This window comes from Rhodobacter sp. 24-YEA-8, assembly GCF_900105075.1.
In the GTDB taxonomy this organism is placed as follows: Bacteria; Pseudomonadota; Alphaproteobacteria; order Rhodobacterales; family Rhodobacteraceae; genus Pseudogemmobacter.
In genome coordinates this window covers 1,841,967-1,865,045 of record NZ_FNSK01000001.1, presented here as the reverse complement: position 1 = coordinate 1,865,045, position 23,079 = coordinate 1,841,967, and the positions used below count along the sequence as shown (strand labels likewise).

Below are 23,079 nucleotides of genomic sequence, written 5' to 3'. Positions count from 1 at the left end.
TACCGCCCGGTCTTTGCACCCTGGTTTTACCTGCGGAGCTTCACCATTTCTGGAAAATGAAAAACGCGCCCAGAGCGATCAGGCTGAAGCCGATCAGATGGTTCCAGCCAAGGGATTCCTTGAGATAAAGCACCGAAAATGCCGCAAAAACCGCGAGGGTGATCACCTCCTGGATGGTCTTGAGCTGGGCTGCGTTGAAATAGGTGTAGCCAATGCGGTTCGCCGGAACCATCAGGCAATATTCAAAGAAGGCGACGCCCCAGGAGATAAGAATGACCTTGAACATCGGCATGGAGGCGCCGTCTTTCAGATGGCCATACCAGGCGTAGGTCATGAAGATATTCGAGGCGATCAGCAAAAGGACCGTCACCAGGGGAACGGGAAGATTGAGCATGTCTGACACCGGAGATGCGGAGGAGGTTCCGGCTGACCCTATTGCGCGGCCCGAAGCATCGGAAGGGGGATTCGCGCGGGCCTTCGGCGGGTAAAGTTGCGGGCTGACGAAAACTCCTGCGGTAAGCGGGAAAGCGACAACTCTGTCTTGCCAATGCCGCTAAGATCAAAACAATGTTCTCTTCGCGGGGCTTGCACCTTTTTGCCGCAGGAATGATATTCCGTTCAGCTCGCGGCGGGCTTTTCGCGCCGTGTTTCATTTTCTGAAGGCTGACCCCATGTCGTTCTTTTCCCTGTCCCGTCGTGCGGCCCTTACGCTTGCCGCTGCCGCCCTCATGTCCCCCGCGCTGTCTCCGGCGGCTTTCGCTGACAATGCCGCGCTGAAGGTCGGGATCATGGGGGGCGAGGATGAAGCAGTCTGGGCCGTGGTCGCGGAACAGGCGAAGCCGCTGGGCCTCGATGTCTCGACCGTGATCTTCAACGATTACACCCAGCCGAACGAGGCGCTGGCCCGCAATGAGATCGACGCGAATGCCTTCCAGCATCTGCCCTATCTCGAAGCACAGATCGCCGCGCATGGCTATGAGATCATCCCGGAGATCGACACCGCGATCTTCCCGATCGGCGTCTATTCGAAGAAACATGCTTCGCTGGCGGAACTGCCGGACGGTGCCGTGATCGGCGTGCCGAATGATCCGTCGAATGGCGGCCGCGCGCTCAAGGTGCTGGAACAGCTGGGCCTGATCAAGGTCAACCCGGAGGCCGGTATTCTGGCGACCGTGATCGACGTGACCGAGAACCCGAAAAACCTTGACCTGCGCGAGCTGGATGCCGGTGTGGTCGGGCGCGCGATTGATGACCTTGACGCGGCAGTGGTCAATACCGACTGGGCGGCCAAGGCAGACCTGCTCGACAACCGGATCGCCGAGGAATCGGGCGTGAACAACCCCTATACCAACTTCATCGCCATCCGCACCGCTGACAAAGACGCGGAATGGGTTGCGAAACTGCGCGAAGCCTTCCAGTCCGATGCGGTCAAGGCGGCTTATGCAGACGCTTACAAAGGCGCGGCAGTTCCCGCCTGGTAAGATTTGGTTTAAAGCATACGCATCAGGGCGCCCGGATCAGCTTCGGGCGCCCTGACTGATTGAAGGAGCAGTGCCGATGGCAGGGGCGGGAACAGTGGCCGGAGCAGGGTCGGGGCCGGGCGCGGAAGTGCCGGCGGTGCAGCTTGACCATGTGGTCCGGCGGTTCAATGACCGGCCGGCGCTGGACGATATTTCACTGACGCTGGGGCGGGGCGAGATCGTCGGGCTGATCGGGCGCTCTGGCGCGGGAAAATCGACGCTGATCCGCTGCCTGAACGGGCTTGACCGGCCGCAGGCGGGGCGGGTTGTGATCGACGGCACCGATATCTCGACGCTGTCAGAACAGGCGCTGAACCCGGTGCGTCGCCGCATCGGGATGATTTTCCAGCATTTCAATCTGTTATCTGCGAAAACCGTGGCCGAGAATGTCGCGCTGCCTTTGAAGATCGCAGGCGTGACCCGCGCCGCCCGGATGAAACGGGTTATGGAATTGCTGGATCTGGTCGGGCTTGCCGACAAGGCGAATGCCTATCCGGCGCAGCTTTCGGGCGGGCAGAAGCAGCGGATCGGCATCGCGCGGGCGCTGGCGCCCGAGCCGCTTTTGCTTTTGTCGGATGAGGCTACTTCGGCGCTCGACCCCGAGACCACACAACAGATCCTGACGCTGCTTAAAGATGTGAACCGCCAGCTTGGCCTGACGATCCTGATGATCACCCATGAGATGGAGGTGGTGCGCCAGATCGCCCATCGTGTCCTCGTGCTGGATGCGGGACGTATCGTCGAGGAAGGCCCGGTGGCGAAGGTGCTTGCCAGTCCTCAGACCGACACCACCCGCAGCCTTTTGCGCGGCCTCTCGCCGGTCTTGCCGGCGGATCTGCTGGCGCAGATCGCGTCCGAAGGGGATCAGGCGCTGATCCGCGTTGATGTCTATGGGCCCGATGCCCGCCGCCCGCTTCTGGCCGGGGTCGAGGCGATCACGGGCCAGCCCGCGCGGCTGCTGCATGGCGGGTTGAATGATGTTCAGGGCGAGCCTTACGGCAGGCTATTTCTGGCACTTGGGACCGCTGACAAGGACAAGCTGGCTGCGGTGGTGGCAAAGCTGAAACCGGAAACGACCGCAATCGAGGTGCTCGGCTATGTCCCCGCAAATGTTTGATACGCTGCTGGGCTGGGCGATGACGCGGCCGATGTTCGACCTTCTGGTCAAGGGGATGTGGGAGACGGTGGTGATGACCGGGGTTTCCGGCGCGCTGTCTTTCGTGATCGGCCTGCCGCTTGCGCTGATCCTCGTGACGACCGACAAAGGCGGTATCTTTCAGAACCTGCTGATCAACCGGAGCCTTGGCTGGCTGGTGAATGCGCTGCGGTCGGTTCCGTTCATCATCCTGCTGGTGGCGGCTATTCCGCTGACGCGGCTGATCGTGGGCACGGCCATCGGGATCGGCGCGGCGATTGTGCCGCTGACGCTGGCGGCGGCGCCCTATTTCGCCCGGGTGGCCGAGGTATCGCTGCGCGAGGTCGACCGCGCTTTGATCGATGCGGCCCGCGCGATGGGCGCGACCCGGATGACGATCCTGCGCGATGTGCTGATCCCCGAGGCTTTGCCTGGCATCGTTTCGGGCTTTACCGTGACCATGGTGACGCTGATCGGCGCCTCTGCAATGGCGGGGGCGGTCGGGGCCGGCGGGCTTGGCGATATCGCGATCCGCTATGGTTATCAGCGCTTTGAGACGGTGATTATGGTCGCAGTCGTGATCATCCTGATCGTGATGGTGTCGATCATGCAATGGGCCGGAGATGCGCTGGCACGGCGCATCGACCATCGCTGAGAGAGAGCTTACAGGCTGATGCGCTTTGAACGGCGCATCAGCAACGACGCTTGCAGATGACCGGTGCGGCAGGCTGACATGGTGAGGATATGCAAATGAAAATAGCGGCCTGTGGCCGCTTTTTCACATCACATCTTAAAGGATGATCCTGGACTGGAGCGGGCGAGGCGATTCGAACGCCCGACCCTAACCTTGGCAAGGTTATGCTCTACCCCTGAGCTACGCCCGCAACCGGTCCGGATGGCGGTGATCTAACCCCGCCTGCGCCGGGGCGCAAGAGGGGAAATGTAAAAATCTGTAAGCTTGCGCAAAAACAGCGGCTAAGCCGTTGCGAAGGCAGGCTAAACCTCGGAGGGCGCGCCACCTTCGAACCGGTTCTCGGCCTGATAGGAACAGGGCGCCTCCTGCATCTGGAGATGCAGTTTGTCGCCGTTATAGGGATGGGCGCGGGCGAGATCCTCGTCGAAATCAATGCCGAGCCCGGGGCCTTCGGGGGGCAGGATATAGCCATTTTCCCAGCGGATCGTGTTTTTGATCAGGCGCTGATGGAAGGCGCCGCCGGTCTCGATGGTCTCAACCAGCAAAAGATTGGGGATCGTGACCCCAAGATGGATATTCGCCGCCCATTCCACCGGCCCTGCATAGAGATGCGGCGCGATTTCGGCATTATAGACCTCGGCAATGGCGGCGAGTTTGCGGCCTTCGGAAATACCGCCAAGCCGGCCAAGTGCGGGTTGCAGGATCCGCACACCGCCCGCCCGCAAAAGCGTGGCGAATTCGGTCTTGGTGGTCAGCCGCTCGCCGGTTGCAAGTGGAATGCGGACCTGTTTCGCGACCTCGGCGAATTCCAGAAGATTGTCGGGCGGGATCGGTTCCTCATACCAGAGCGGGTTCCATGGCTCGAGCTCGCGGCCAAGCCGGATGGCGCCTTCGGTGGTGAACTGGCCATGGGTGCCGAACAGCAGATCGGCGCGGTCGCCGACCGCTTCGCGGATGGTTTTGCAAAAGGCGACCGAGCGCGAGATGTCGGACAGAGCGGGCTGATGCCCGCCCCGGATCGTATAAGGGCCGGCGGGGTCGAATTTCAGCGCCGTAAAGCCCTGATCGACATAGCGAAGCGCGGCCTCGGCCTGCTGGTCGGGGCTGGCCCAGAATTCGGTCGGGTCCTGGCCGGGCTCGGGGTAGAGATAGGTGTAGGCGCGCAGTCGGTCATTCATCCGCCCGCCATTCAGCGCCCAGACCGGGCGGTTGCGCGCCTTGCCGATAATGTCCCAGCAGGCGATCTCAAGCCCGGAAAAGGCCCCCATCACGGTGAGATCAGGGCGCTGCGTAAAGCCGGAGGAATAGACCCTTCGATACATGAGTTCGATGTTTTCGGGGTTTTCGCCCTGCATATGGCGGGTGAAGACGTCTTCGATGACGGCCTGCATCGCTTTGGGTCCGACGCTCGAAGCGTAGCATTCGCCATATCCGGTGATACCGCAGCGCGTGGTGAGTTTCGGAAAGATCCAGTAACGGCCGCCCCAGCCGGGCGCGGGTGGGGCAACAACAAAAATCTCTAGGTCCTGCAGGATCATGACGGGCGTCTCCTGTTTGGGGAGCGCCGGGCTTTTACTCTCCCGGGCCCCCGTGGAGTATTTGGGACATAAGGAAGGTAGCAGGGATTTCTTCAGGGGCCAGGGTGATTTTCGACGTGGCGGAGTCGGGATCAGGGGGTGAGGCCGGTGATCCGGTGCAGCAGGGCGGCGGTCTCTTGCGGCCTGGCGAAGAAGGGGGCGTGCCCGCAGGCAAGGGAGAAGCGGTGACCGGGCGGGACAGCACCGGCCATAGCGTGCTGGAAGGCGGGAGGGATGGCGCGGTCGTTTTCGCAGGTGATGGCGAAGCGCGGCAGGTTCTGTGAACGTGCGGTAAGACGGAGCGGGGTTTCCTGCGGTGCAATGGATTCGGGCGCCATTTGGCGGGCGGCGAGGGCCCGGGTCTCTGGCGGGCAGTCGTGGAAGAACAGGGGCGTCAGGCTTTCGGGGGCGAAGCTGTAGCTGCCGCTGGCGCGGTCGGTTTTCAGGGCGGCGCGCAGCGGTTGTTCGCTCTGGCTGCGGCGGCGTGAGGCGACGGAACTGCCGTTCCCGGGGATATAGCCGCAGAGCCAGATGAGGGCCTGGATTTTATCCGGATCGGTTTCGGCAGCGGCGGTGATCGGAAAGCCACCGGCTGAGTGGCCGACGAGCAAAGTGGGGCCGGTGAGGCTGTCGCAGATCGCCCGCGCCTGGTCTTTGAGGCTGATCCCGGGGCCGCGCGGCAGGTCGATTGCGCGGGCGCTGTGGCCGTGGCCGGTCAGGGCTTCGGTCAACCAGGGCCAGCACCAGGCACCAAAGCCCGAGCCATGGACCAGCAGAAAGTCAGCCATGCCCGATCCGGGTCAGGAAATCGCGGATCGCCTCGGCATAGTCATCGGGCTTTTCGGCCAGGGGAATATGGCCGGCGCCCCGGATCAGACGGAACTGGTGGCCGGGGATCAGATCGGCGGTTTCGCGTACCAGATCGACGGGGGTGGAGCCATCATGGCTGCCGGCGATCACCAGGGTCGGGAGCCGCAGCGTCGCGGTGGTCTCGTAGAAATCGGTGCCGGCAATGGCGCTGGCGCAGCCGGCCCAGCCCTCAGGGGATGTGGCAAGAAAGCGGGAGCTGAGACCGGCAAGCGCCGGGCTTTCACGCCAGTTGCGGCCCAGCCAGCGCTCCATCGTGGCGTCATGCAGGGCGGCGAGCCCTGCGCGGCGCACCAGCGCGATACGGTCCTGCCATTGCGAAGCGATGCCAATACGGGCGGCGGTGTTCGACAGCACAAGGCCCCGCACGAGATCGAGCCGTTTCACCGCCAGGCCCTGGGCGATCAGGCCCCCGATCGAAAGGCCGATCACCACACAGTCTTTCAGGCCGAAATGCCCGATCAGCCGTTCCGTGTCCTGGATCAGCGCGCCCATCTTATAGGGCGCGGGCGGGCAGTCGCTGGCGCCATGGCCGCGCAGATCGAAACTGAGAATGCGGTGCCGGGGCAGGTGGTCGATCAGCGGTTGCCAGATCTCATGGCTGAGGCCAAGCGCGTGGAGCAGCACCAGGGGTGGGCCATCTTCGGGGCCGGTGAGGCTGGCATTGAGACGCAGATCGGGCAGATAGATGAGGGGCATGTTCGAAATCTGTAATTATTTGCCGGAAATCCGGCAGTCAGGGGCAGGAAATGTTGGATCTTGTCAGGGGTTCTTTGTGAGGCAATCGCGGAACAGATCTTCCGAGACATTGCCACCCGAAGCGATGCAGATCACCTGATCAGGCAGATCAGGGCGCAAGAGCGCTGCCGCAAGCGCCACTGCGCCGCCGGGCTCCAGCACCAGACGCAGATGGCGGAAGGCGAGTGTCACGGCCTCCAGCGCCTCGGAATCACTGACCACAAGCCCCGGACCGGCCAGGGCAGAGAGCAGGGGGAAGGTCATCTTTCCGGGTATGGGCGTCAGGATCGCATCACAGACCGATCCGGTCAGGGCAGGGTTGCGCAGTCGTTCGCCGGCGGCAAGCGAGCGCGCCATATCGTCAAAGCCCTGGGGCTCGGCGGTGCGCAGGCGCAGTCCGGGCGCGCGTGCCTCCAAAGCCAGCGCAACCCCTGAGGATAGCCCGCCGCCGCCGCAGGGCACCAGCACATCGGCGCGGGCCAGTCCGGCCTCCTGCGCCTGTTCCGCGATCTCCAGCCCGACCGTACCCTGACCTGCGATCACCTCGGCATGGTCATAAGGCGGGATCAGGGCATAGCCGCGCTCTGTCGCGATCCGGGTGGCGATGGCCTCGCGATCCTCGGTCGCGCGGTTATAAAGCACGACCTCGCCGCCCCAGGCGCGGGTATTGGCGATCTTCACCTGCGGCGCGTCCTGAGGCATCAGGATCACGCTCGCGATGCCATGGCCCGAGGCCGCGCGCGCCACGCCCTGGGCGTGATTGCCCGAAGACATCGCGATCACGCCCGGCGTACCCGGCGGCAATGCCGAGACCGCCGCCCAGCCGCCGCGCGCCTTGAAACTGCCGGTGACCTGGAGCGATTCCGCTTTCACAAACACTTGCCGGCCGGCGATCCGGTCCAGCAGCGGTGCATTCAGCAGCGGCGTGCGCAGCACATTTCCCCGCAGACGTGCAGCGGCGGCTTCGATCATGGTGATGTTCATGCAAGGGCTCCGATCCAGGCGGTCAATGCGGCAAGCGCCTCTGGTTCGTCAAGAAAAGGAACATGGCCGCGCCCGGGGATTTCGGTGACAGCAAGATCTGGCCGGATCCGGAGCATCTGCGCGACCGTCGCAGATGAAAGCAGGTCGGAATTCGCGCCCCGGATAAGTGCAACCGGCAGGCCCCGGCTTGCCTCCCATTGCGGCCAGAGATCAGGGAGCGGCCGTGTCGGGTCATAGCCCGAAAGAAAGGCATCGCGCAGGGCCGGGTCGTAGCGCAGGGCCAGCCCGCCGGGCACCTCGATAAACAGCCGCGCCGCATGAGCGAGCCAGTCCGTAGCGCTGAGCCCGGTAAAGCCCGGGCTGTTGGCGGCCATTTGCAGCGCCACTTCGGCAAGGCTGCGGGCCTGGGGGGTACGGCCGATACGGGCAGCGATGCCTGACAGCCCTGCGGGGGCGATTTCGGGGCCGATATCGTTGAGGCAAAGCCCGATCAGCCGCTCCCGTGCCAGCTGGGCCAGCACCATGCCGATCAGCCCGCCGCGCGAGGTGCCAAGGAGCGCCGCGCGCCCGACCCCCAGATGATCCAGCAGCGCCAGCGCATCGGCGCCCTCCTGCGCGATGGTATAGGTCGCGGCGCCGGTGAAATCGCTCTCGCCGCGGCCGCGGTAATCCATCCGGATCACGCGGCAGCTGCCCAGGGCTGGCAGCGCGGGGATGAAATCCTCTTTCGTGCGGGTCAGACCGGCGAGGCACAGGACCGGCAGGCCATCCTCTGCCCCGTCCAGGCAATAGGCCAGCCGGGTGCCGTCGGGGCTGGTGAAGAACAGGGTCTCGCCCATCTGGTCTTCGGCACTGAGCCTGTTCTGGTCTGGCATGGCATCTCCTTCCTGGGTCTGCATTGGCTGCGGATGGGGCAGGGATATTGGGCGGTGGAGGCTGGTGGCCTCGGCTCAGATTGCCCGCTGCGGGGCGAAGGGGGAAGGGGGGCTGGCCCCGGTTTGTCCGGGAATGCCGGGCTTTCACGGCCCCGGGGCCGCGCAAAAACCGCAGGCGCGGCATCACGCCGCTTGCCGCGCGGGGGGTTCAGCCGTAAATCCCCCCAGACCGTTGCTACACCTGTCGCCATTATTTCATCGCTCTCCTTGCCTAAACCCCAGCCGGGGCGGTTTGCGCCCCCCCCGGGAACCGGGGATACCGGCCTGAAACCGCCCGACCAGCCACAGGAGCCCCCATGGCCCGTAAGCCAGCAAATGCCCGCGCGGCCGCAAGCAGTCCGGCCGCCAATGGCGAGGAGCGTGCGTCGCGCAAGGTCTCGGCGCTTGGGGGCTTGCGACCTTTCCTGCGGCCTTACCGTCTTATGCTGCTGCTGGCGCTGTTTGCGCTGGTGCTGACGGCGGGGGTGACGCTTGTGCTGCCGCTGGCGGTGCGCCGGGTGGTTGATGGCTTTGGCAATCATCTCGAACTTCTGGATACCTATTTCTCGGCCTTTCTGCTGATCGCGGCGCTGCTCGCTTTGGGGACGGGGCTGCGCTATTACGTTGTGACCCGGCTGGGAGAGCGGGTCGTCGCAGATATCCGCAAGGCGGTGTTCGCCCGGGTGACCTGCCTTTCGCCGTCATTCTTCGAGAAGACCATGACCGGCGAGGTGGTCTCGCGCATCACCACCGATACCACGCTGATCCTGTCGGTGATCGGCTCTTCGGTTTCGGTTGCGCTGCGCAATCTGCTGATGCTGATCGGCGGCATGGTGATGCTGCTGCTGACTTCGGCCAAGCTTACCGGGCTGGTCTTGCTGATCGTGCCCGCCGTGGTGGTACCGATTGTGGTGATGGGGCGGCGTCTGCGGCGGCTCTCGCGCGAGAACCAGGACTGGATCGCGGAAAGCTCGGGCATGGCGTCTGAGGCGCTTGGGGCCATCCAGACCGTGCAGGCCTTTACCCATGAAGAGGCGACCCGCGCCAGATTTGCCCGGGTGACGGAAGAGAGCTTCATTTCGGCAAAGACCCGCATCGGCACCCGCGCGGTGATGACGGTGATCGTGATCTTCCTTGTGTTCGCAGGGATTGTCGGCGTGTTGTGGATCGGCGCGCGCGATGTGCGTGGCGGCGCGATGAGTGTCGGAGAGCTGATCCAGTTCGTGATCTATGCGGTGCTGGTGGCGGGTTCGGTCGGGTCTTTGTCCGAGATCTGGGGCGAATTGCAGCGCGCTGCCGGCGCGACCGAACGGCTGGTCGAGCTTTTGAACACCGAAGACGAGATCCGTGATCCTGCGCGCCCGGCTTTGCTGCCGCGCCCGGTGAAAGGCGCGATTGCCTTTGACAATGTCGGTTTCTCCTATCCGACGCGCCCGGGCCAGCTGGCGCTGGACGGGGTGTCCTTCACCGTGAACCCGGGCGAGACCGTGGCGCTGGTCGGCCCGTCCGGCGCCGGGAAATCCACGGTTCTGCAACTGATCGAGCGGTTCTATGACCCGCAATCGGGGCGCATCACGCTGGACGGGATCGCACTGGACAGCCTTTCGCGCGAAGATTTCCGCCGTGAAATTGCGCTGGTGCCGCAGGATCCGGTGATTTTCGCGATGACGGCGCGCGACAATATCCGCTTTGGCCGCCCCGATGCGACCGATGCCGAGGTCGAGGCTGCGGCCCGCACCGCGCAGGCGCATGATTTCATCATGGGGCTTCCCGGCGGCTATGACAGCCGTCTGGGCGAACGCGGCGTGATGCTGTCAGGCGGCCAGCGCCAGCGCATTTCCATCGCGCGGGCGATCCTGCGCGATGCGCCGGTCCTGCTGCTGGATGAGGCGACTTCCGCGTTGGATTCGGAATCGGAACATGCGGTTCAGAAAGCGTTCAGCCGCCTGTCGGAAGGGCGCAGCACGCTGGTCGTGGCGCATCGCCTTGCCACCGTCAAAAGCGCTGACCGGATCCTCGTCTTCGAGGGCGGCCGGATCGTGGCCGAAGGCACGCATGACGCATTGGTGCGCGAAGGCGGGCTTTACGCGCGGCTGGCAAAACTGCAGTTCACCGACGGGCTGGCGGCCTGACAGGTCAGGTATTCCGCCATGCCTGACCCGGCTGTTGCTTTGACCTTGCGGTGAAAAGCGGCGAAAAAGGTTGGCAAGCCTCGCCCCCGTCGCCACATTCCTGTGATGAGCCGCGCGCGAGACGGGGCGCAGAAGGGGAGAACGGCATGGCAGGAACCGCGACAGGCGCTGCAGGTGCAGGGCAGAACGTCTACGCCACGAGGGAAGATTTCAGGGCGCTGGAAGCCGAGATGCCCTGGGCGGACCGCGATGTTCCCCGCACCATCCATGAGGCGCTGAGCCGGGTGAAAGCCGCCCATGGCGCGCGTCCGGCAATCAGCTACCAACTGCTCTCGGATCCCGGGGCGGCAAACGCAACCCTGACCTGGGCCGGGCTGCATGACCAGGTGACGCGGGCCGCGAACCTCTTTCGCACGCTTGGGGTCGGGCCGACAGATGTCGTGGCCTATGTGCTCCCGAATACGCTCGAGACGGCGGTGACGCTGCTGGGGGGCATGGTTGCGGGGATCGCCAATCCGATCAACCCGCTGCTTGAGCCGTCGCAGATTTCCTCGATTCTGCGCGAGACAAAGGCAAAGGTGGTGGTGACGCTGCGCGCCTTTCCCAAGACCGATATCGCGCAGAAGGTGGCCGAGGCCGTGCGCCATGCCCCGAATGTCAGACATGTGCTGGAAATTGATCTTCTGACCTATCTGACCGGGGTGAAAAAATTCATCGTGCCGCTGGTCCGCCCGAAAAACCCGGTCGCGCATACGGCGGATGTGCAAAGCTTCCATACCGCGCTGGCGCGTCAGCCTGGCGACCGGCTGACCTTCCAGGATGATCCCGCCGACCGTGTTGCTGCCTATTTCCACACCGGCGGCACCACGGGCATGCCCAAGGTCGCGCAGCACAAAGTCTCGGGGATGATCTATAACGGCTGGATCGGCGGCACGCTTTTGTTCCGCGAGACCGATGTGGTCATGTGCCCGCTGCCCTTGTTCCATGTATTTGCCGTCTATCCGATCCTGATGTCGATGATCTCATCTGGCGCACAGGTCGTTTTCCCCACCCCGGCCGGATACCGGGGCGAGGGGGTTTTCGACAATCTGTGGAAGCTGATCGCGCGCTACCGCTGCACCTATCTGATCACCGTGCCGACCGCCCTGGCCGCGCTGATGCAGCGCCCGGTCAATGCCGATATCTCAAGCCTGCGCGCCGGGTTCTCGGGCTCTGCCCCTTTACCGATAGAGCTGTATAACCGGTTCAAAAAGGAAACCGGGGTCGAGATTGTCGAGGGGTATGGCCTGACCGAATGCACCTGTCTGGTGGCTGTGAACCCACCGGCAGGGGTAAAGAAAAACGGCTCGGTCGGGCTGATCTTTCCCTATAGCCATGTTCGGATCCTGAACCGCGACGGAGAGGGCGGCTTTACCGAGGCCGGCACTGATGAGGTCGGCGAGATCTGCGTCGGCTCGCCCGGGGTCTATGAGGGCTCGACCTATACCGAGGACGACAAGAACAAGGATCTCTTCGCCGAAGGCCGGTTCCTGCGCACCGGCGATCTGGGCCGGATCGACGCGGACGGCTATCTCTTCATCACCGGCCGCGCCAAGGATCTGATCATTCGCGGCGGCCACAATATCGACCCGGCAGTGATCGAAGAGGCGCTGTCCGGCCATCCGGCAGTCGCCATTGTCGGCGCCATCGGCCAGCCCGATCTGCATGCGGGAGAGCTGCCTGCGGCCTATGTCGAACTGGTCAAAGGGGCCTCGGTGACGGTGCCCGAGCTGATGTCTTACGCCGAAAGCCATATCTCCGAGCGCGCGGCGGTGCCGAAATATATCGAGATCCTGCCGGAATTGCCGAAAACCGCTGTCGGCAAGGTCTTTAAACCCGATCTGCGAAGGCTGGCGATCATCCGCTGCTTCAATGCAGCCCTCGACAAAGCGGGGCTCGCGGTGCGGGTCATTTCGGTGATCGAGGATAAGAAACGCGGCCTCGTCGCCCGGGTCAGCAAAGAGGCCGGCGTGACACAGGCCGCGGTCGAAGCGGTGCTGGGCGGCTTTACCAGCCCCTGGGAATGGGACGACTGACGGGATTGCCCGGCTTTATGACAGGAGTTTTCATTTGATGATTCCCGGCTTTCGCAGCACTCTCGCCCCTGTGAACGGCAGTTGAACGACAGTTGAAGGACATCACAGAATGAAACTGGCCAGGGGTGTTTCCGGTATCGCGCTTTCCGCTTTGCTTGCGCTGGCTCAGGTTGTGCCGGCGCTGGCCTATTCCAGCGAGATCCTGTTCCAGCACAAGCACTGGAAAGTGGATATCCATGGCTGGGATGATGGCGAGGTCGGCTGTCGTGCCGTTGTCGGCGACGACAAGGAAAGCTTTGCGATCTGGATCTTTCAGGATGCGATGATCCAGCTGCAGTTCTTTTCCACCTCCTGGGATTTCGGCACCGAAGGCCAGGTCGCAGATCTGCGGGTCCAGATCGACAAGCGTGAAGGCTGGGATCTGACCGCCGCCAGTCTCAAGCAGAATTCAGTGAGCTTCAATCTGCCCGACAGTGATGCGGCGGTGAGTTTCGTGATGGAGATCGCGGGGGGCAACAAGCTGTTCCTGCGTTCGAAAGACGGAAAGGATGTGCAGAATTACTCGCTTTCGGGGTCGAAAGCCTCGATCACGTCGCTGCTCGAATGCGGCGATGCGATCACCGGCAAAAGCGCGCCTCCGGCACCGTCAAACCCGTTCCAGTGATGTCGCAATGGGGAGAGCCGCGCTTGCGTGGCAGGCAGCGATCCCGCTGCGATGGGGCAGCGGACCAGGTTGCGCCCAAGGCCCCCACTGGCTCTGGCTTGTAAAATTGCCGAACGGGCACTACCTCTCAGTCAAATTCCTTCCGGAGAAGCTGTCCCTATGCGTCTGAACCTCGCCGCCACCACCCTCCCGGTTTCGCTACGAGAAGTTCAGACCCATGCCCGCATCCGTTTTTCTGTCCCATCTGTCGTGGTCCACGCCTGACGGAACACCGCTTTTCACTGATCTCAGCCTGGCTTTCGGCCCTGAACGGACCGGCGTCGTTGGCCGCAATGGTTCCGGCAAAAGCACGCTTCTGCGCCTTATTTCTGGTGATTTACCACCCGCTTCCGGTCAGGTGCGGATTTCTGGTGCCATAGCGATGATGCGACAGGACGCGATGGAGCATCCTGACGACACCATAGCTGACCTGTTCGGTATCCGGCCCGCGCTTGATTTGCTCACTCGGGCCGAGGCGGGGCTTGCGAAGGCCGATGAACTGGCGGATGCGGACTGGACATTGCCAGCCCGGATCGAGGCCGCGCTTTTGCGCTGTGGCCTCTCCGCCGCACCGCACACACCGCTTGCGACACTTTCCGGTGGACAGCGCAGTCGCGCCGCCCTGGCCGCCCTGATTTTGGCAGAGCCGGATTTCCTGGTTCTGGATGAACCGACCAACAATCTCGACCGTGATGGGCGCAGGGCGGTCATCGACCTCCTTCGGGGATGGACGGGCGGGGCGATTATTGTCAGCCATGATCGCGAACTTCTGGAAGAAATGGACGCCATCGTCGAACTGACCGCGCTTGGGGCAACCCGATATGGCGGGAACTACAGTGCCTTCCGGCAACGCAGGGATGCGGAGCTGAATGCAGCGGCCCGTGATCTTGCCGATGCGGAAAAAGCCCTCTCGGATGCTGCGCGTCGCGCGCAGCAGGCGGCCGAGCGTAAGGCGCGCAAGGACGGTGCCGGGCATCGGGCGCGCGCCAGAGGGGATCAGCCAAAAATACTGATGGATTTCGCGAGGGGAAGGGCGGAAGCCTCGGGTGGTGCCGGGGCGCGTCTGCGGGATGCCCGGCGCCAAGCGGCGGATGAGGCAATGTCCGCCGCGCGCGAAAAGGTCGAAATCCTGCAACCGCTCCGTATGGACATTCCTCCGACCGGCCTTGCCCCCGGCAAGACGGTGCTGACACTGGATGGCCTGACCGGCGGCTATGATCCTGCCCATCCTGTGATCCGCGATCTGTCGCTGACCGTCACCGGCCCCGAACGGTTCGTCATCGCCGGGCCGAATGGCAGCGGTAAGACCACGCTGCTGAAGATCATCACCCGCCAGATCACGCCGCAATGCGGGCGTGCGGAGGTGATGGTGCCCTTCGCGCTGCTGGATCAGCATGTCGGATTACTCGATCCGGCCCGCAGCCTTCGCGATAACTTCCTGCACCTGAACCCCGTGGCGGATAGCCATATGGCCCATGCCGCACTGGCCCGGTTTGGGTTCCGTGCATCGGACGCCTTGCGCTATACGCGTGAATTGAGTGGCGGCGAGCGCCTTCGCGCCGGACTGGCCTGCGCCCTTGGTGCAACGCCGCCGCCGATGTTGCTGATCCTGGACGAACCGACCAATCACCTCGATCTGGACGGGATCGCCGCATTGGAGGCTGCGCTGGCTGCTTATGATGGTGCGGTGTTGGTCATCAGCCACGACACGGAATTCCTTGAATCGCTCGCGTGGGACAGAGCGCTTCATCTCGGGCTATGACCGCTTCGTCCCATATTGCACCTTCGGGTTCTCTGTGAGGCCGGCGAGGGGATCTCTGCAGAGCTTTAGGGGGCGTTTGACCTGGGGCGGGCAGGGGGGCTCAGCGCAGGCTGTACAAAGCTCGATCGGCGCAGGTTCGGGGGCCAGACAGCGCTGCATTGGCAGTCACGCTGCCGTGGCGTCAGGCTGGCTGATCGGCCAGCAGGTCCTAACCAACTAAAACTCTCGGCTTTACTTTTCTGATAAAACTTGTCATCCATTCCGGCAGCCAGGCAATGGTTCCAATCCATCCCTTTGCCGCCGCGAGGCCATATGACCGGTTCGTTCAGTTGCCCTGCCAGGTCCGCCCGCTCGTTCTGCGTGGCATCGCATGCTGCACCCTGCGCTGTCCTGTTGGCCGGTTCCCCTTTTCCCGCCGGAGTTAAGTCTTGAAAAATCCGCGTCTTGTGAAAAACTCCCGTCTTGTCCTCGCTGCCCTGCTGAGCACCACGCTCGCGGCTCCGGCGCTCGCGGCAGATCCTGCCGGCGTGGTGGCACATTATGCCGATATCGCCGAAGCTTCTTATGGTGACAGCCTCGCCACCGCGCGGGTGCTGCGGGAATCACTTGGAAACCTGGTCGCGCAGCCATCGCAGGAAACGCTGGATGCGGCGCGCAGCGCCTGGCTTGCCGCGCGCGTGCCCTATCAGCAGACCGAGGCCTTCCGCTTTGGCAATGCCCTGGTCGATGACTGGGAAGGCAGGGTGAACGCCTGGCCGCTGGATGAGGGTCTGATCGATTATGTCGACGCCGCCAGCTATGGCGAGAGCGAAGAGAACCCGCTCGCGACCCTGAATGTGATCGCGAACCCGAAATTCACCCTTTCGGGGACTGAGATCGACGCCACCACCATCACGCCCGCGCTGATCGCGGATGTGTTGCAGGAGGCCGACGGGATCGAGGCCAATGTCGCCTCGGGCTATCATGCGATTGAATTCCTGCTCTGGGGTCAGGATCTGAACGGCACCGGCCCGGGCGCGGGCAACCGGCCCTGGACCGATTATGCCACGGGTGACGCCTGCACCGGCGGCAATTGCGACCGCCGCGCCGCCTATCTGATCGCGGCCTCCGACCTTCTGGTCTCGGATCTCGAAGAGATGACCGGCAACTGGGGCGCCGAGGGCGAGGCCCGCAAGGCGGTTGTCCAGGACCCGTCGGCCGGGCTGATGGCGATCCTGACCGGTATGGGCTCTTTGTCTTACGGTGAGCTCGCAGGCGAGCGGATGAAGCTTGGCCTGATGCTTTCGGATCCGGAAGAGGAGCATGACTGCTTCTCGGACAATACCCATAACAGCCATTATTATGATGGGCTGGGCATCAGGAATGTCTATCTCGGCGAATATACCCGCATTGATGGCACGAGACTGACCGGCCCGTCGGTGTCGGAGCTGGTGGCAGCAAAAGATGCCGCAGTCGATACCCAGCTGAAGGCCGAACTGGACAGCTCGGTTGCGGCACTGAACGCGATCAAGACCGCGGCCGAGGAAGGCTTCGCCTATGACCAGATGCTGGAAGCCGGCAATGAGAAGGGCGAGAAACTGATCATGGGCGCGGTCAATGCGCTGGTGACCCAGACCGCCTCGATCGAACGCGCGGTTTCCGTGCTGGACCTGTCGAAGATCGATTTCGAGGGGTCCGACAGCCTCGACAACCCCAACGCCGTCTTCCAGTAAGCTGAGAGAACCGCCGCCATGATCGTCTGTCATTGCATGAGCATCTCGGATCACGAAATCCGCGCCGCCGTGGACTGGATGCGGGCGGCGGATCCCTCGACCATCATCACCCCTGGCAAGGTCTATCACGCGCTTGGCAAGAAGGCGGATTGCGGCGGTTGCATGCCGGTCTTCCTTGATACGATGCGCAGCTGCGAGAGCTTTGGTGTGGCCGGAGATCCGGCGCGACCGGCGGCTCCGATGCTGAAACCGATGCGCGCGCGCCGTCTGGGCTGAGAGAAAGTCCCGGTTTTTCCGGGCGTTTTTGTCGGATTTAGAATAATTCTAAAAAATGCCCTTCGCCCCATAGACAGCGGCTCCGGGGCGATTTACCTTCAGCCCATCCGTAGCAAGCCGGGCCCTGTGCCCGCGCAACGATTGGGGTTTGCCATGAAGGGCGACAAGAAAGTCATCGAATATCTCAATGCCGGCCTGCGCTCCGAGCTGACCGCGGTGAGCCAGTACTGGCTGCATTACCGCCTGCTCGACGACTGGGGCTATGGCAAGCTCGCCGCCAAGGCGCGCGCCGAGTCGATCGAAGAGATGCAGCATGCGGATAAGTTCATCACCCGCATCATCTTTCTCGAAGGCCACCCGAATCTGCAAAAGCTCGACAGCCTGCGGATCGGCCAGAATGTGAAAGAGATCCTCGAGGCGGATCTCGCCGCCGAGCACGGCGCTCGCGCCCTCTATATCGAGGCGCGCCGCTATTGTGACGAAGCCGGTGACTATGTCAGCCGCGCGCTGTTTGACGAGCTGATCCAGGATGAGGAAGGCCATATCGACTTCCTCGAAACCCAGCTGGGTCTGTTCAAAGAGCTGGGCGACAAGAATTACGGTCTGCTGAATGCTTCGCCGGCCAATGAAGCCGAATAAGAACAGCCTTAATATCTGATCCTGAAGAGCCGTGGAGGGGAAACCTGCCGCGGCTCTTTCGATAAGAGAAGCAGGAGGGGGCCAGCCCCCTCGCGGCTTTGCCGCTCACCCCCGGGATATTTAGAGACAGATGAATGCCGCAGGCTGATTTCATCTGTCCCTTAAATATCCCCGCCGGAGGCTTCCGCAGCCGGGCAGGGAGCGCCGCGCGGATCATTCGCGTGCCAGCGCCACAACCGGGTCGAGTTTCGAGGCCGCGCGGGCCGGCAGATAGCCAAAGACGATGCCGATAGTCGTTGAGGACAAAAAGGCTGCGATGATGGTGAGGGTGGAATAGCTCAGCCGGATTTCCTGGCCGATCTGGCCCGCCAGCCAGCCGCCACCAAGGGCGAGGGCAACGCCCAGCACACCTCCGATGAAGCAGACCAGAACTGCTTCGATCAGGAACTGTGCGATGATGTCGGAGCGTCTTGCCCCCACTGCGAGACGGACGCCGATTTCGCGGGTGCGTTCGGTCACCGAGACCAGCATGATATTCATCACGCCAATGCCGCCGACGATCAGCGAGATCACAGCGATCGACGAGATCAGGAGGGTCAGCGTCCGGTTGTTGGCGGTGAGATTTTCGCGGATCGTGTCGGAATTGGTGAGGAAGAAGTCCTCCTTGCCATGGCGCTGGGTCAGGAGCCGGGTGATCCCGGCCTCGGCCTCGGCCATATCGGCGTCGTCATGCACCCGCACGGTGATCGAATCCACGCGGTTCTGGCCGGTGATGCGCTGACTGACGGTTGTATAGGGCAGGAATATCCGCGGGGTTGACGGGCCAAAGCTCTGGCCGGAGGCGCTGACCACGCCGATCACCTCGATCGGCACCCGCCCGATCAACAGGACTTTGCCGATCGGATCCTCGCCCGCGGCAAAGAAGGCGTTGCGCGCATCACTGTCGAGCACGCCGACCTGGGCGCGGCTGTCGACGGCGATCTGTGTCAGAAGCTGCCCGCTGGCGAGTGTGAACCCGCCGACATCGAAATAGGCCGCGCCGACGCCGCGCACGGAGAGGCTCGCCGTCACCGCGCTGCGAGTCACATTCTCCGTGGTGGAGATCTCGGGGGAGGCCGAGGCGGTATAGGCTTCGCCGGCCAGCACCGTCGCATCAGTGTCGATCAGCGTGTTGATCCGCCTCGCATTGCGGTCGCCAAAACCGGTGCCCGGTCGTACGGTGATGGTCGAGGTGCCGAGCGAAGCGATGTTTTCGAGCACCTGTTCGCGCGATCCGGTGCCAAGTGCCACCACCGACACGACCGAAGCGATGCCGATGATGATCCCGAGCATGGTCAGAAAGCTGCGCAACCGATGCGCATTGAGCGAGCGCAGTGCCATGGTGAAGGCGTCGCGCAGCCGGCCGGCCCGGGCGAGAGGGCCGGTTTTTTCAGGCGGCGCGGGGTCGGGCGTCGCTCCGGTCACCGGGGCGGGGCCGCTGTCTGAAAGGATCGTGCCATCCGAGATCTCGATCACCCGTCCGGCGCGGGCGGCGACATCGCGGTCATGGGTGACGATGATGATCGTATGGCCGCGCGCATTCAGCTCATCGAGCAGCGCCAGCAGGTCTTTGCCGGAGCGGTTGTCGAGCGCGCCGGTCGGCTCATCGGCGAGGATCACCTCGCCGCCATTCATCAGCGCGCGCGCGACAGAGACACGTTGCTGCTGGCCGCCCGAAAGCTCTGACGGGCGGTGGTCGCTGCGTTCGCCAAGGCCGAGCCGCGTGAGCAGTTCTTTCGCGCGCCGCGACCGCTCACCGGCAGGGCGGCCGGCATAGATCGAGGGCACTTCGACATTGCCGCTGGCATCGAGGTCGGCAAGCAACTGATAGCGCTGGAATATGAAACCGAAATGCAGACGGCGCAGCCGGGCGCGGCCTTCTTCGGGCAGGGCGGTCACATCAATGCCGCCATAGTGGTAACTGCCGGTCGTGGGACGGTCGAGACAGCCGATGACGTTCATCAGCGTCGACTTTCCCGAACCGGAGGTGCCGACAATCGCCACCATCTCACCGGCATGGATGGTCAGGCTGACATCTTTCAGCACGGTGAGGCTCTCGCCGCCGCTGGTGAAGCTGCGGCTGATGCCGCGCAAATCGATCAGCGGCGGGCCGCTTCTGACGGTGTCACTCATGCGTCGTCACTCATCCATCGGGCCTCAGAACAACCCACCCGAAGGCCGGTGCGTTGCGCCTTGTGTCCGGCCCGCCTGGCCCGGTTGCGAACCGGACTGGCCCGCCCCACGCGACATGGCGCCGGAGGGCGCGGTCACGATACGTTCACCTTCGCTGATCCCCGTGACGATCACGGTCTGGCTGGCGGTGGCGGCCCCGGTCTCGACATCGCGGATTTCGACTGCGCCGCTTGTCGGGTCCAGCACCCGCACTTTCTTCCCGCTGCTCCGGCCAGAAATCACGGCGGCGGTCGGTACGATCAGCGCATCGGGGATCTCTTCCATCACGATCACCACTTCGGCGGTCATGCCGATCCTGAGGATGCCTTTCGGGTTCGGCACTTCGAGAATGGCGCGGTAATAGATCGCCGAGCTGGTATCGACCTCGTCTGCGGTCGCGATCGAGGCCGGGGCCGGCTCGATATCGCGCAGGACCGCGTCAAAGCGCATATCCGGCGCCCCCGAGAGGGTGAAGCTCGCCTTTTGCCCGGGCTGGACCGCGATCACATCGGCCTCGGAAATATCGACCTTGATGATCATGCGGTCCAGATCGGCCAGTTTGATCAGCGTCGGGCTGGACTGGTTGGCGTTGATCGTCTGCCCTTCGCGGGCGACCAGGGCAACGACCGTTCCGTCTGAGGGCGCCGTGATCCTTGTGCGTTCCAATGCGATATTCGCGGCCTGAACGGCCAGTTCGGCCTGGGATTCGCTGGCTTTCAGCGCTGCGAGATTGGCTTCAGCGACCTTGAACTGCGCTTCGCTGGCCTCAAGCGTCTGGGCGGTGGCCAGCTTGCGGCTGCTCAGCTCGCGCTGACGTTCCAGCGCGAGGCGGGCCTCTTCGATACTGGCCTCCTGGGCCGCGATCTGGGCGCGGATCTGGGCCAGGGAGGCCTGGGCGCGCAGCTGGTCGGTCTTCTGATCTTCAGGGTCGATCTGTGCGACCAGGTCTCCGGCGGCGAGTTTCTGCCCCAGTTCAACCGGCAGGGACTGGATCTGACCGCCGACCTGGGCACCGACCGAGACAAGGCTCGCGGCCTCGATCACGCCGGTTGCCAGCACGGTCTTGCGGAACGTGCCGCGGATCACCGCCTCCGAGGCCGGCGCGGCCTGGGCGGCGCCCTCGCTCATCTGCATCCGCCACAGGCCAAAGCCCGCGCCGCCGGCAAGAGCGAGGATAAGGGTGGTCCAAAGGATTTTGCGCATCTGGCTTTGATCCGGCTTGCTTGTGCTGCTCGTCTGTTGCCGGATTATACGTGCGCGATGCAAGCTTCCGTCGCGGCCGGGTGCGGGATTTATCGTTCAGGCATCAGGTCTGGTGAAGACGAAGACCACGCCGAACCCCATAATCGCGGCAACCACCAGGATCAGCGGCCAGCCGGGATTGCTGCCCCAGAGGAACAGCACGAAGCCAAGGCTGCAACCTCCGGCTGCCATCCATTTCGCGCGGCGCGGGATCGCCCCCTTGTCGCGCCAGTCGCGCAAAAGCGGGCCGAAATGGCGGTGATCCAGCAGCCAGCGCTCCAGCCGGGGCGAGGACCGGGTGAAACAGGCGGCGGCGAGCAACAGGAAGGGTACGGTCGGCAGCACCGGCAGAAAGGCTCCGACAAAGCCTAGCCCGGTGAAAAACAGCCCGAGGATGAGAAAAAGCGCACGGGTGAGGGCGGTTCCGCTGGCCGCGCGGCTCTCAGGGCAGGCATTCGCGATGTGCTCAGGCGCGGCTGCATCATTGGTCGGGGGGCGTTCAGCGGTCATCGGGTAACCCGGGTTTCAGGAGGTAGGGCGCGATCCGTTCCGGGCGGAACCCCTGTCCGATCAGCCGCCCCATCAGCCGCGCCAGCACCGGCCAACGCGTGATCATGCGGATAAAGCCCGGCGGGCGCGGGCTGGTCTCGCCGTCAGGGCGGCGCTTGCGGCGCATCATCTTTTGCAAGCCTTGCGTTGCGCGTGTCGGAAAGAGCCTGCGCGTCTCGACCCGGGCGAGGTCGCGCGGGCTCAACCTTCCTTCGCGAAGGGGGCGAGCCAGAATATTCGCCGCCGCCACCGCATCCTGGATCGCCAGACTGACGCCAAAGCCCCCGACAGGCGACATCGCATGGGCGGCATCGCCGATACACAGCACGCCGGGCGCCCACCAGCGCGTCAGCCGGTCCATCCGGATCGACAGAAGATGGACCTGATCCCAGGCGGTGATTTCGTCAAACCGGCCGGGCGGAAGCGGCGCCAGCGCGGCCAGTGCCGCACGAAACGCGGGCAGGCCAGCGGCCTGCAGATCGTCATAGGATCCTTTGCGGATCACATAGCCGCATTGCCAGTACTCACCCCGGTCGATCAGCACGAGGCCCTGGCCCGGGCCGGCATGGCTCATCGCGGGCGCGGGGTCATCGGCCCGGCGCGAGAGCCGCAGCCAGACCACATCCACCGGCGAGCCGAAATCGGTGACGCTAAACCCCGCCTCGCGCCGGATCACCGAATGCCGGCCATCGGCGCCAATCACAAGCGGCGCGCGGATCTCGCCCGCCCCGGTATCCGACTGCCAGGCAAGGCCACAGACTTTTTCGCCATCGCGCAGAAGACCGGTGACGGAATGCCCCATTTTAAGGGTGAAACCGGGAAGCGCGGCGGCTTTTCGGGCAAGGAAGTTCAGGAAATCCCATTGCGGCATGAAGGCGATAAAGCGGCATTCGGTCTTCAGCCTGCGGAAATCGGCGATGGTCACCTGCCGCCCGCCGATCTCGGCATGAAGATCAGGTGCCTTCTGATGCGGCAGGGCGAGAAATTCCTCTAGCCAGCCCAGATCGGCGATCAGTTGCAGGGTTGAGGGATGGATGGTGTCGCCGCGAAAATCATGCAGGAAATCAGGGTGTTTCTCGAGAACGCTCACCCGCAGCCCCGCGCGGGCCAGCAAAAGCCCCGCCATCATGCCCGCCGGGCCGCCGCCTGCGATCACGCAGTCCTGATCCTGTTCCGGCATCGTCCTGTCCTCGCCTCAGGCCCATCTCTGAGCCGCCTCCGCTCTGCCCTCGGGGGCAGGTCGGCGCTGCCGTTCTGGCGAAAGCGGGGCGCGCGGCTTGTGGCGGCCCTGGCTGGCTGAACGCATACGGCTATCTTCGCATGCGGGCGGGCGGGTTTCCAGAGCCTCC

Annotated in this window: 20 protein-coding genes and 1 tRNA gene; 10 read left to right on the top strand and 11 right to left on the bottom strand. The window is 63.8% G+C overall.

The genetic code is table 11. The features are described from left to right. Positions 1 to 40 precede the first annotated feature (40 nt). On the bottom strand, positions 41 to 394 hold the full coding sequence (locus BLW25_RS09205; RefSeq protein ID WP_092898379.1) for a DMT family protein: 354 nt from the start codon (positions 392 to 394) through the stop codon (positions 41 to 43). 277 nt (positions 395 to 671) lie between these two features. On the opposite strand from BLW25_RS09205, the gene BLW25_RS09200 reads away from it, so the two are divergent. The 3 genes from BLW25_RS09200 (at position 672) to BLW25_RS09190 (ending at position 3,310) form a co-directional block, all read left to right on the top strand. Further along, complete coding sequence (locus tag BLW25_RS09200) at positions 672 to 1,481, top strand: MetQ/NlpA family ABC transporter substrate-binding protein (protein ID WP_092901795.1); 810 nt, start codon at positions 672 to 674, stop codon at positions 1,479 to 1,481. Between the two features lie 76 nt (positions 1,482 to 1,557). Continuing rightward, the gene (locus BLW25_RS09195; RefSeq protein ID WP_092898377.1) at positions 1,558 to 2,637 is read left to right on the top strand and encodes a methionine ABC transporter ATP-binding protein; all 1,080 of its coding nucleotides are present in this window, start codon (positions 1,558 to 1,560) and stop codon (positions 2,635 to 2,637) included. Between the two features lie 19 nt (positions 2,638 to 2,656). After that, on the top strand, positions 2,657 to 3,310 hold the full coding sequence (locus BLW25_RS09190) for a methionine ABC transporter permease (RefSeq protein WP_092901793.1): 654 nt from the start codon (positions 2,657 to 2,659) through the stop codon (positions 3,308 to 3,310). A gap of 154 nt (positions 3,311 to 3,464) precedes the next feature. Here the strand turns inward: BLW25_RS09190 and BLW25_RS09185 are convergent. The 6 genes from BLW25_RS09185 to BLW25_RS09160 all read right to left on the bottom strand — a co-directional run bounded on the left by BLW25_RS09185 (position 3,465) and on the right by BLW25_RS09160 (position 8,390). Continuing rightward, positions 3,465 to 3,539: transfer RNA gene (locus BLW25_RS09185), tRNA-Gly, on the bottom strand. 112 nt (positions 3,540 to 3,651) lie between these two features. Continuing rightward, positions 3,652 to 4,887 carry a mandelate racemase/muconate lactonizing enzyme family protein gene (locus BLW25_RS09180; protein ID WP_092898375.1) on the bottom strand — a complete coding sequence of 412 codons (1,236 nt, stop codon included), beginning with the start codon at positions 4,885 to 4,887 and terminating at the stop codon, positions 3,652 to 3,654. Positions 4,888 to 5,018: 131 nt separating this feature from the next. Continuing rightward, a complete protein-coding gene (locus BLW25_RS09175) occupies positions 5,019 to 5,714 on the bottom strand; it encodes an alpha/beta fold hydrolase (RefSeq protein WP_092898373.1) in 696 nt (231 codons plus the stop codon). Next, on the bottom strand, positions 5,707 to 6,492 hold the full coding sequence (pcaD, locus tag BLW25_RS09170) for a 3-oxoadipate enol-lactonase (RefSeq protein ID WP_092898371.1): 786 nt from the start codon (positions 6,490 to 6,492) through the stop codon (positions 5,707 to 5,709). Before pcaD ends, BLW25_RS09175 begins: the two co-directional genes overlap by 8 nt. A 63-nt stretch (positions 6,493 to 6,555) precedes the next feature. Beyond that, a complete protein-coding gene (locus BLW25_RS09165) occupies positions 6,556 to 7,515 on the bottom strand; it encodes a threonine ammonia-lyase (protein ID WP_092898369.1) in 960 nt (319 codons plus the stop codon). Continuing rightward, complete coding sequence (locus BLW25_RS09160; RefSeq protein WP_249497046.1) at positions 7,512 to 8,390, bottom strand: alpha/beta fold hydrolase; 879 nt, start codon at positions 8,388 to 8,390, stop codon at positions 7,512 to 7,514. Before BLW25_RS09160 ends, BLW25_RS09165 begins: the two co-directional genes overlap by 4 nt. A gap of 356 nt (positions 8,391 to 8,746) precedes the next feature. Here BLW25_RS09160 and BLW25_RS09155 point away from each other — a divergent pair, with 356 nt between their 5' ends. From BLW25_RS09155 to bfr, 7 genes are all read left to right on the top strand, one after another. Continuing rightward, entirely contained in the window at positions 8,747 to 10,561 is a 1,815-nt protein-coding gene (locus BLW25_RS09155) for an ABC transporter transmembrane domain-containing protein (protein ID WP_092898367.1), read from the top strand. 146 nt (positions 10,562 to 10,707) lie between these two features. Beyond that, positions 10,708 to 12,636, top strand: a complete 1,929-nt coding sequence (locus tag BLW25_RS09150) for an acyl-CoA synthetase (protein WP_092898365.1) — start codon at positions 10,708 to 10,710, stop codon at positions 12,634 to 12,636. A 109-nt stretch (positions 12,637 to 12,745) separates the two neighbouring features. After that, positions 12,746 to 13,300 carry a hypothetical protein gene (locus BLW25_RS09145; protein WP_092898363.1) on the top strand — a complete coding sequence of 185 codons (555 nt, stop codon included), beginning with the start codon at positions 12,746 to 12,748 and terminating at the stop codon, positions 13,298 to 13,300. A gap of 217 nt (positions 13,301 to 13,517) precedes the next feature. Continuing rightward, positions 13,518 to 15,101 carry an ABC-F family ATP-binding cassette domain-containing protein gene (locus tag BLW25_RS09140; RefSeq protein ID WP_092898361.1) on the top strand — a complete coding sequence of 528 codons (1,584 nt, stop codon included), beginning with the start codon at positions 13,518 to 13,520 and terminating at the stop codon, positions 15,099 to 15,101. Positions 15,102 to 15,547: 446 nt separating this feature from the next. Continuing rightward, a complete protein-coding gene (locus BLW25_RS09135) occupies positions 15,548 to 16,813 on the top strand; it encodes an imelysin family protein (RefSeq protein ID WP_092901787.1) in 1,266 nt (421 codons plus the stop codon). Between the two features lie 18 nt (positions 16,814 to 16,831). Continuing rightward, the gene (locus BLW25_RS09130) at positions 16,832 to 17,089 is read left to right on the top strand and encodes a (2Fe-2S)-binding protein (RefSeq protein WP_092898359.1); all 258 of its coding nucleotides are present in this window, start codon (positions 16,832 to 16,834) and stop codon (positions 17,087 to 17,089) included. A 153-nt stretch (positions 17,090 to 17,242) separates the two neighbouring features. Then, positions 17,243 to 17,728 (top strand): bacterioferritin, encoded by a 486-nt coding sequence (gene bfr / locus BLW25_RS09125; protein ID WP_092898357.1) that lies wholly within the window; start codon positions 17,243 to 17,245, stop codon positions 17,726 to 17,728. A 213-nt stretch (positions 17,729 to 17,941) separates the two neighbouring features. Here bfr and BLW25_RS09120 read toward each other — a convergent pair whose 3' ends face one another. From BLW25_RS09120 to BLW25_RS09105, 4 genes are all read right to left on the bottom strand, one after another. Beyond that, positions 17,942 to 19,900, bottom strand: coding sequence for a MacB family efflux pump subunit (locus BLW25_RS09120; RefSeq protein ID WP_092898355.1), 1,959 nt, complete (start codon positions 19,898 to 19,900; stop codon positions 17,942 to 17,944). Positions 19,901 to 19,924: 24 nt separating this feature from the next. Next, on the bottom strand, positions 19,925 to 21,142 hold the full coding sequence (locus BLW25_RS09115) for an efflux RND transporter periplasmic adaptor subunit (protein ID WP_092898353.1): 1,218 nt from the start codon (positions 21,140 to 21,142) through the stop codon (positions 19,925 to 19,927). A 96-nt stretch (positions 21,143 to 21,238) separates the two neighbouring features. Next, on the bottom strand, positions 21,239 to 21,691 hold the full coding sequence (locus BLW25_RS09110) for a YbaN family protein (RefSeq protein ID WP_092898351.1): 453 nt from the start codon (positions 21,689 to 21,691) through the stop codon (positions 21,239 to 21,241). Continuing rightward, positions 21,681 to 22,910 (bottom strand): FAD-dependent oxidoreductase, encoded by a 1,230-nt coding sequence (locus BLW25_RS09105; RefSeq protein ID WP_092898349.1) that lies wholly within the window; start codon positions 22,908 to 22,910, stop codon positions 21,681 to 21,683. The genes BLW25_RS09110 and BLW25_RS09105 overlap by 11 nt, the downstream gene beginning before the upstream one ends. Between the last annotated feature and the right edge of the window lie 169 nt (positions 22,911 to 23,079).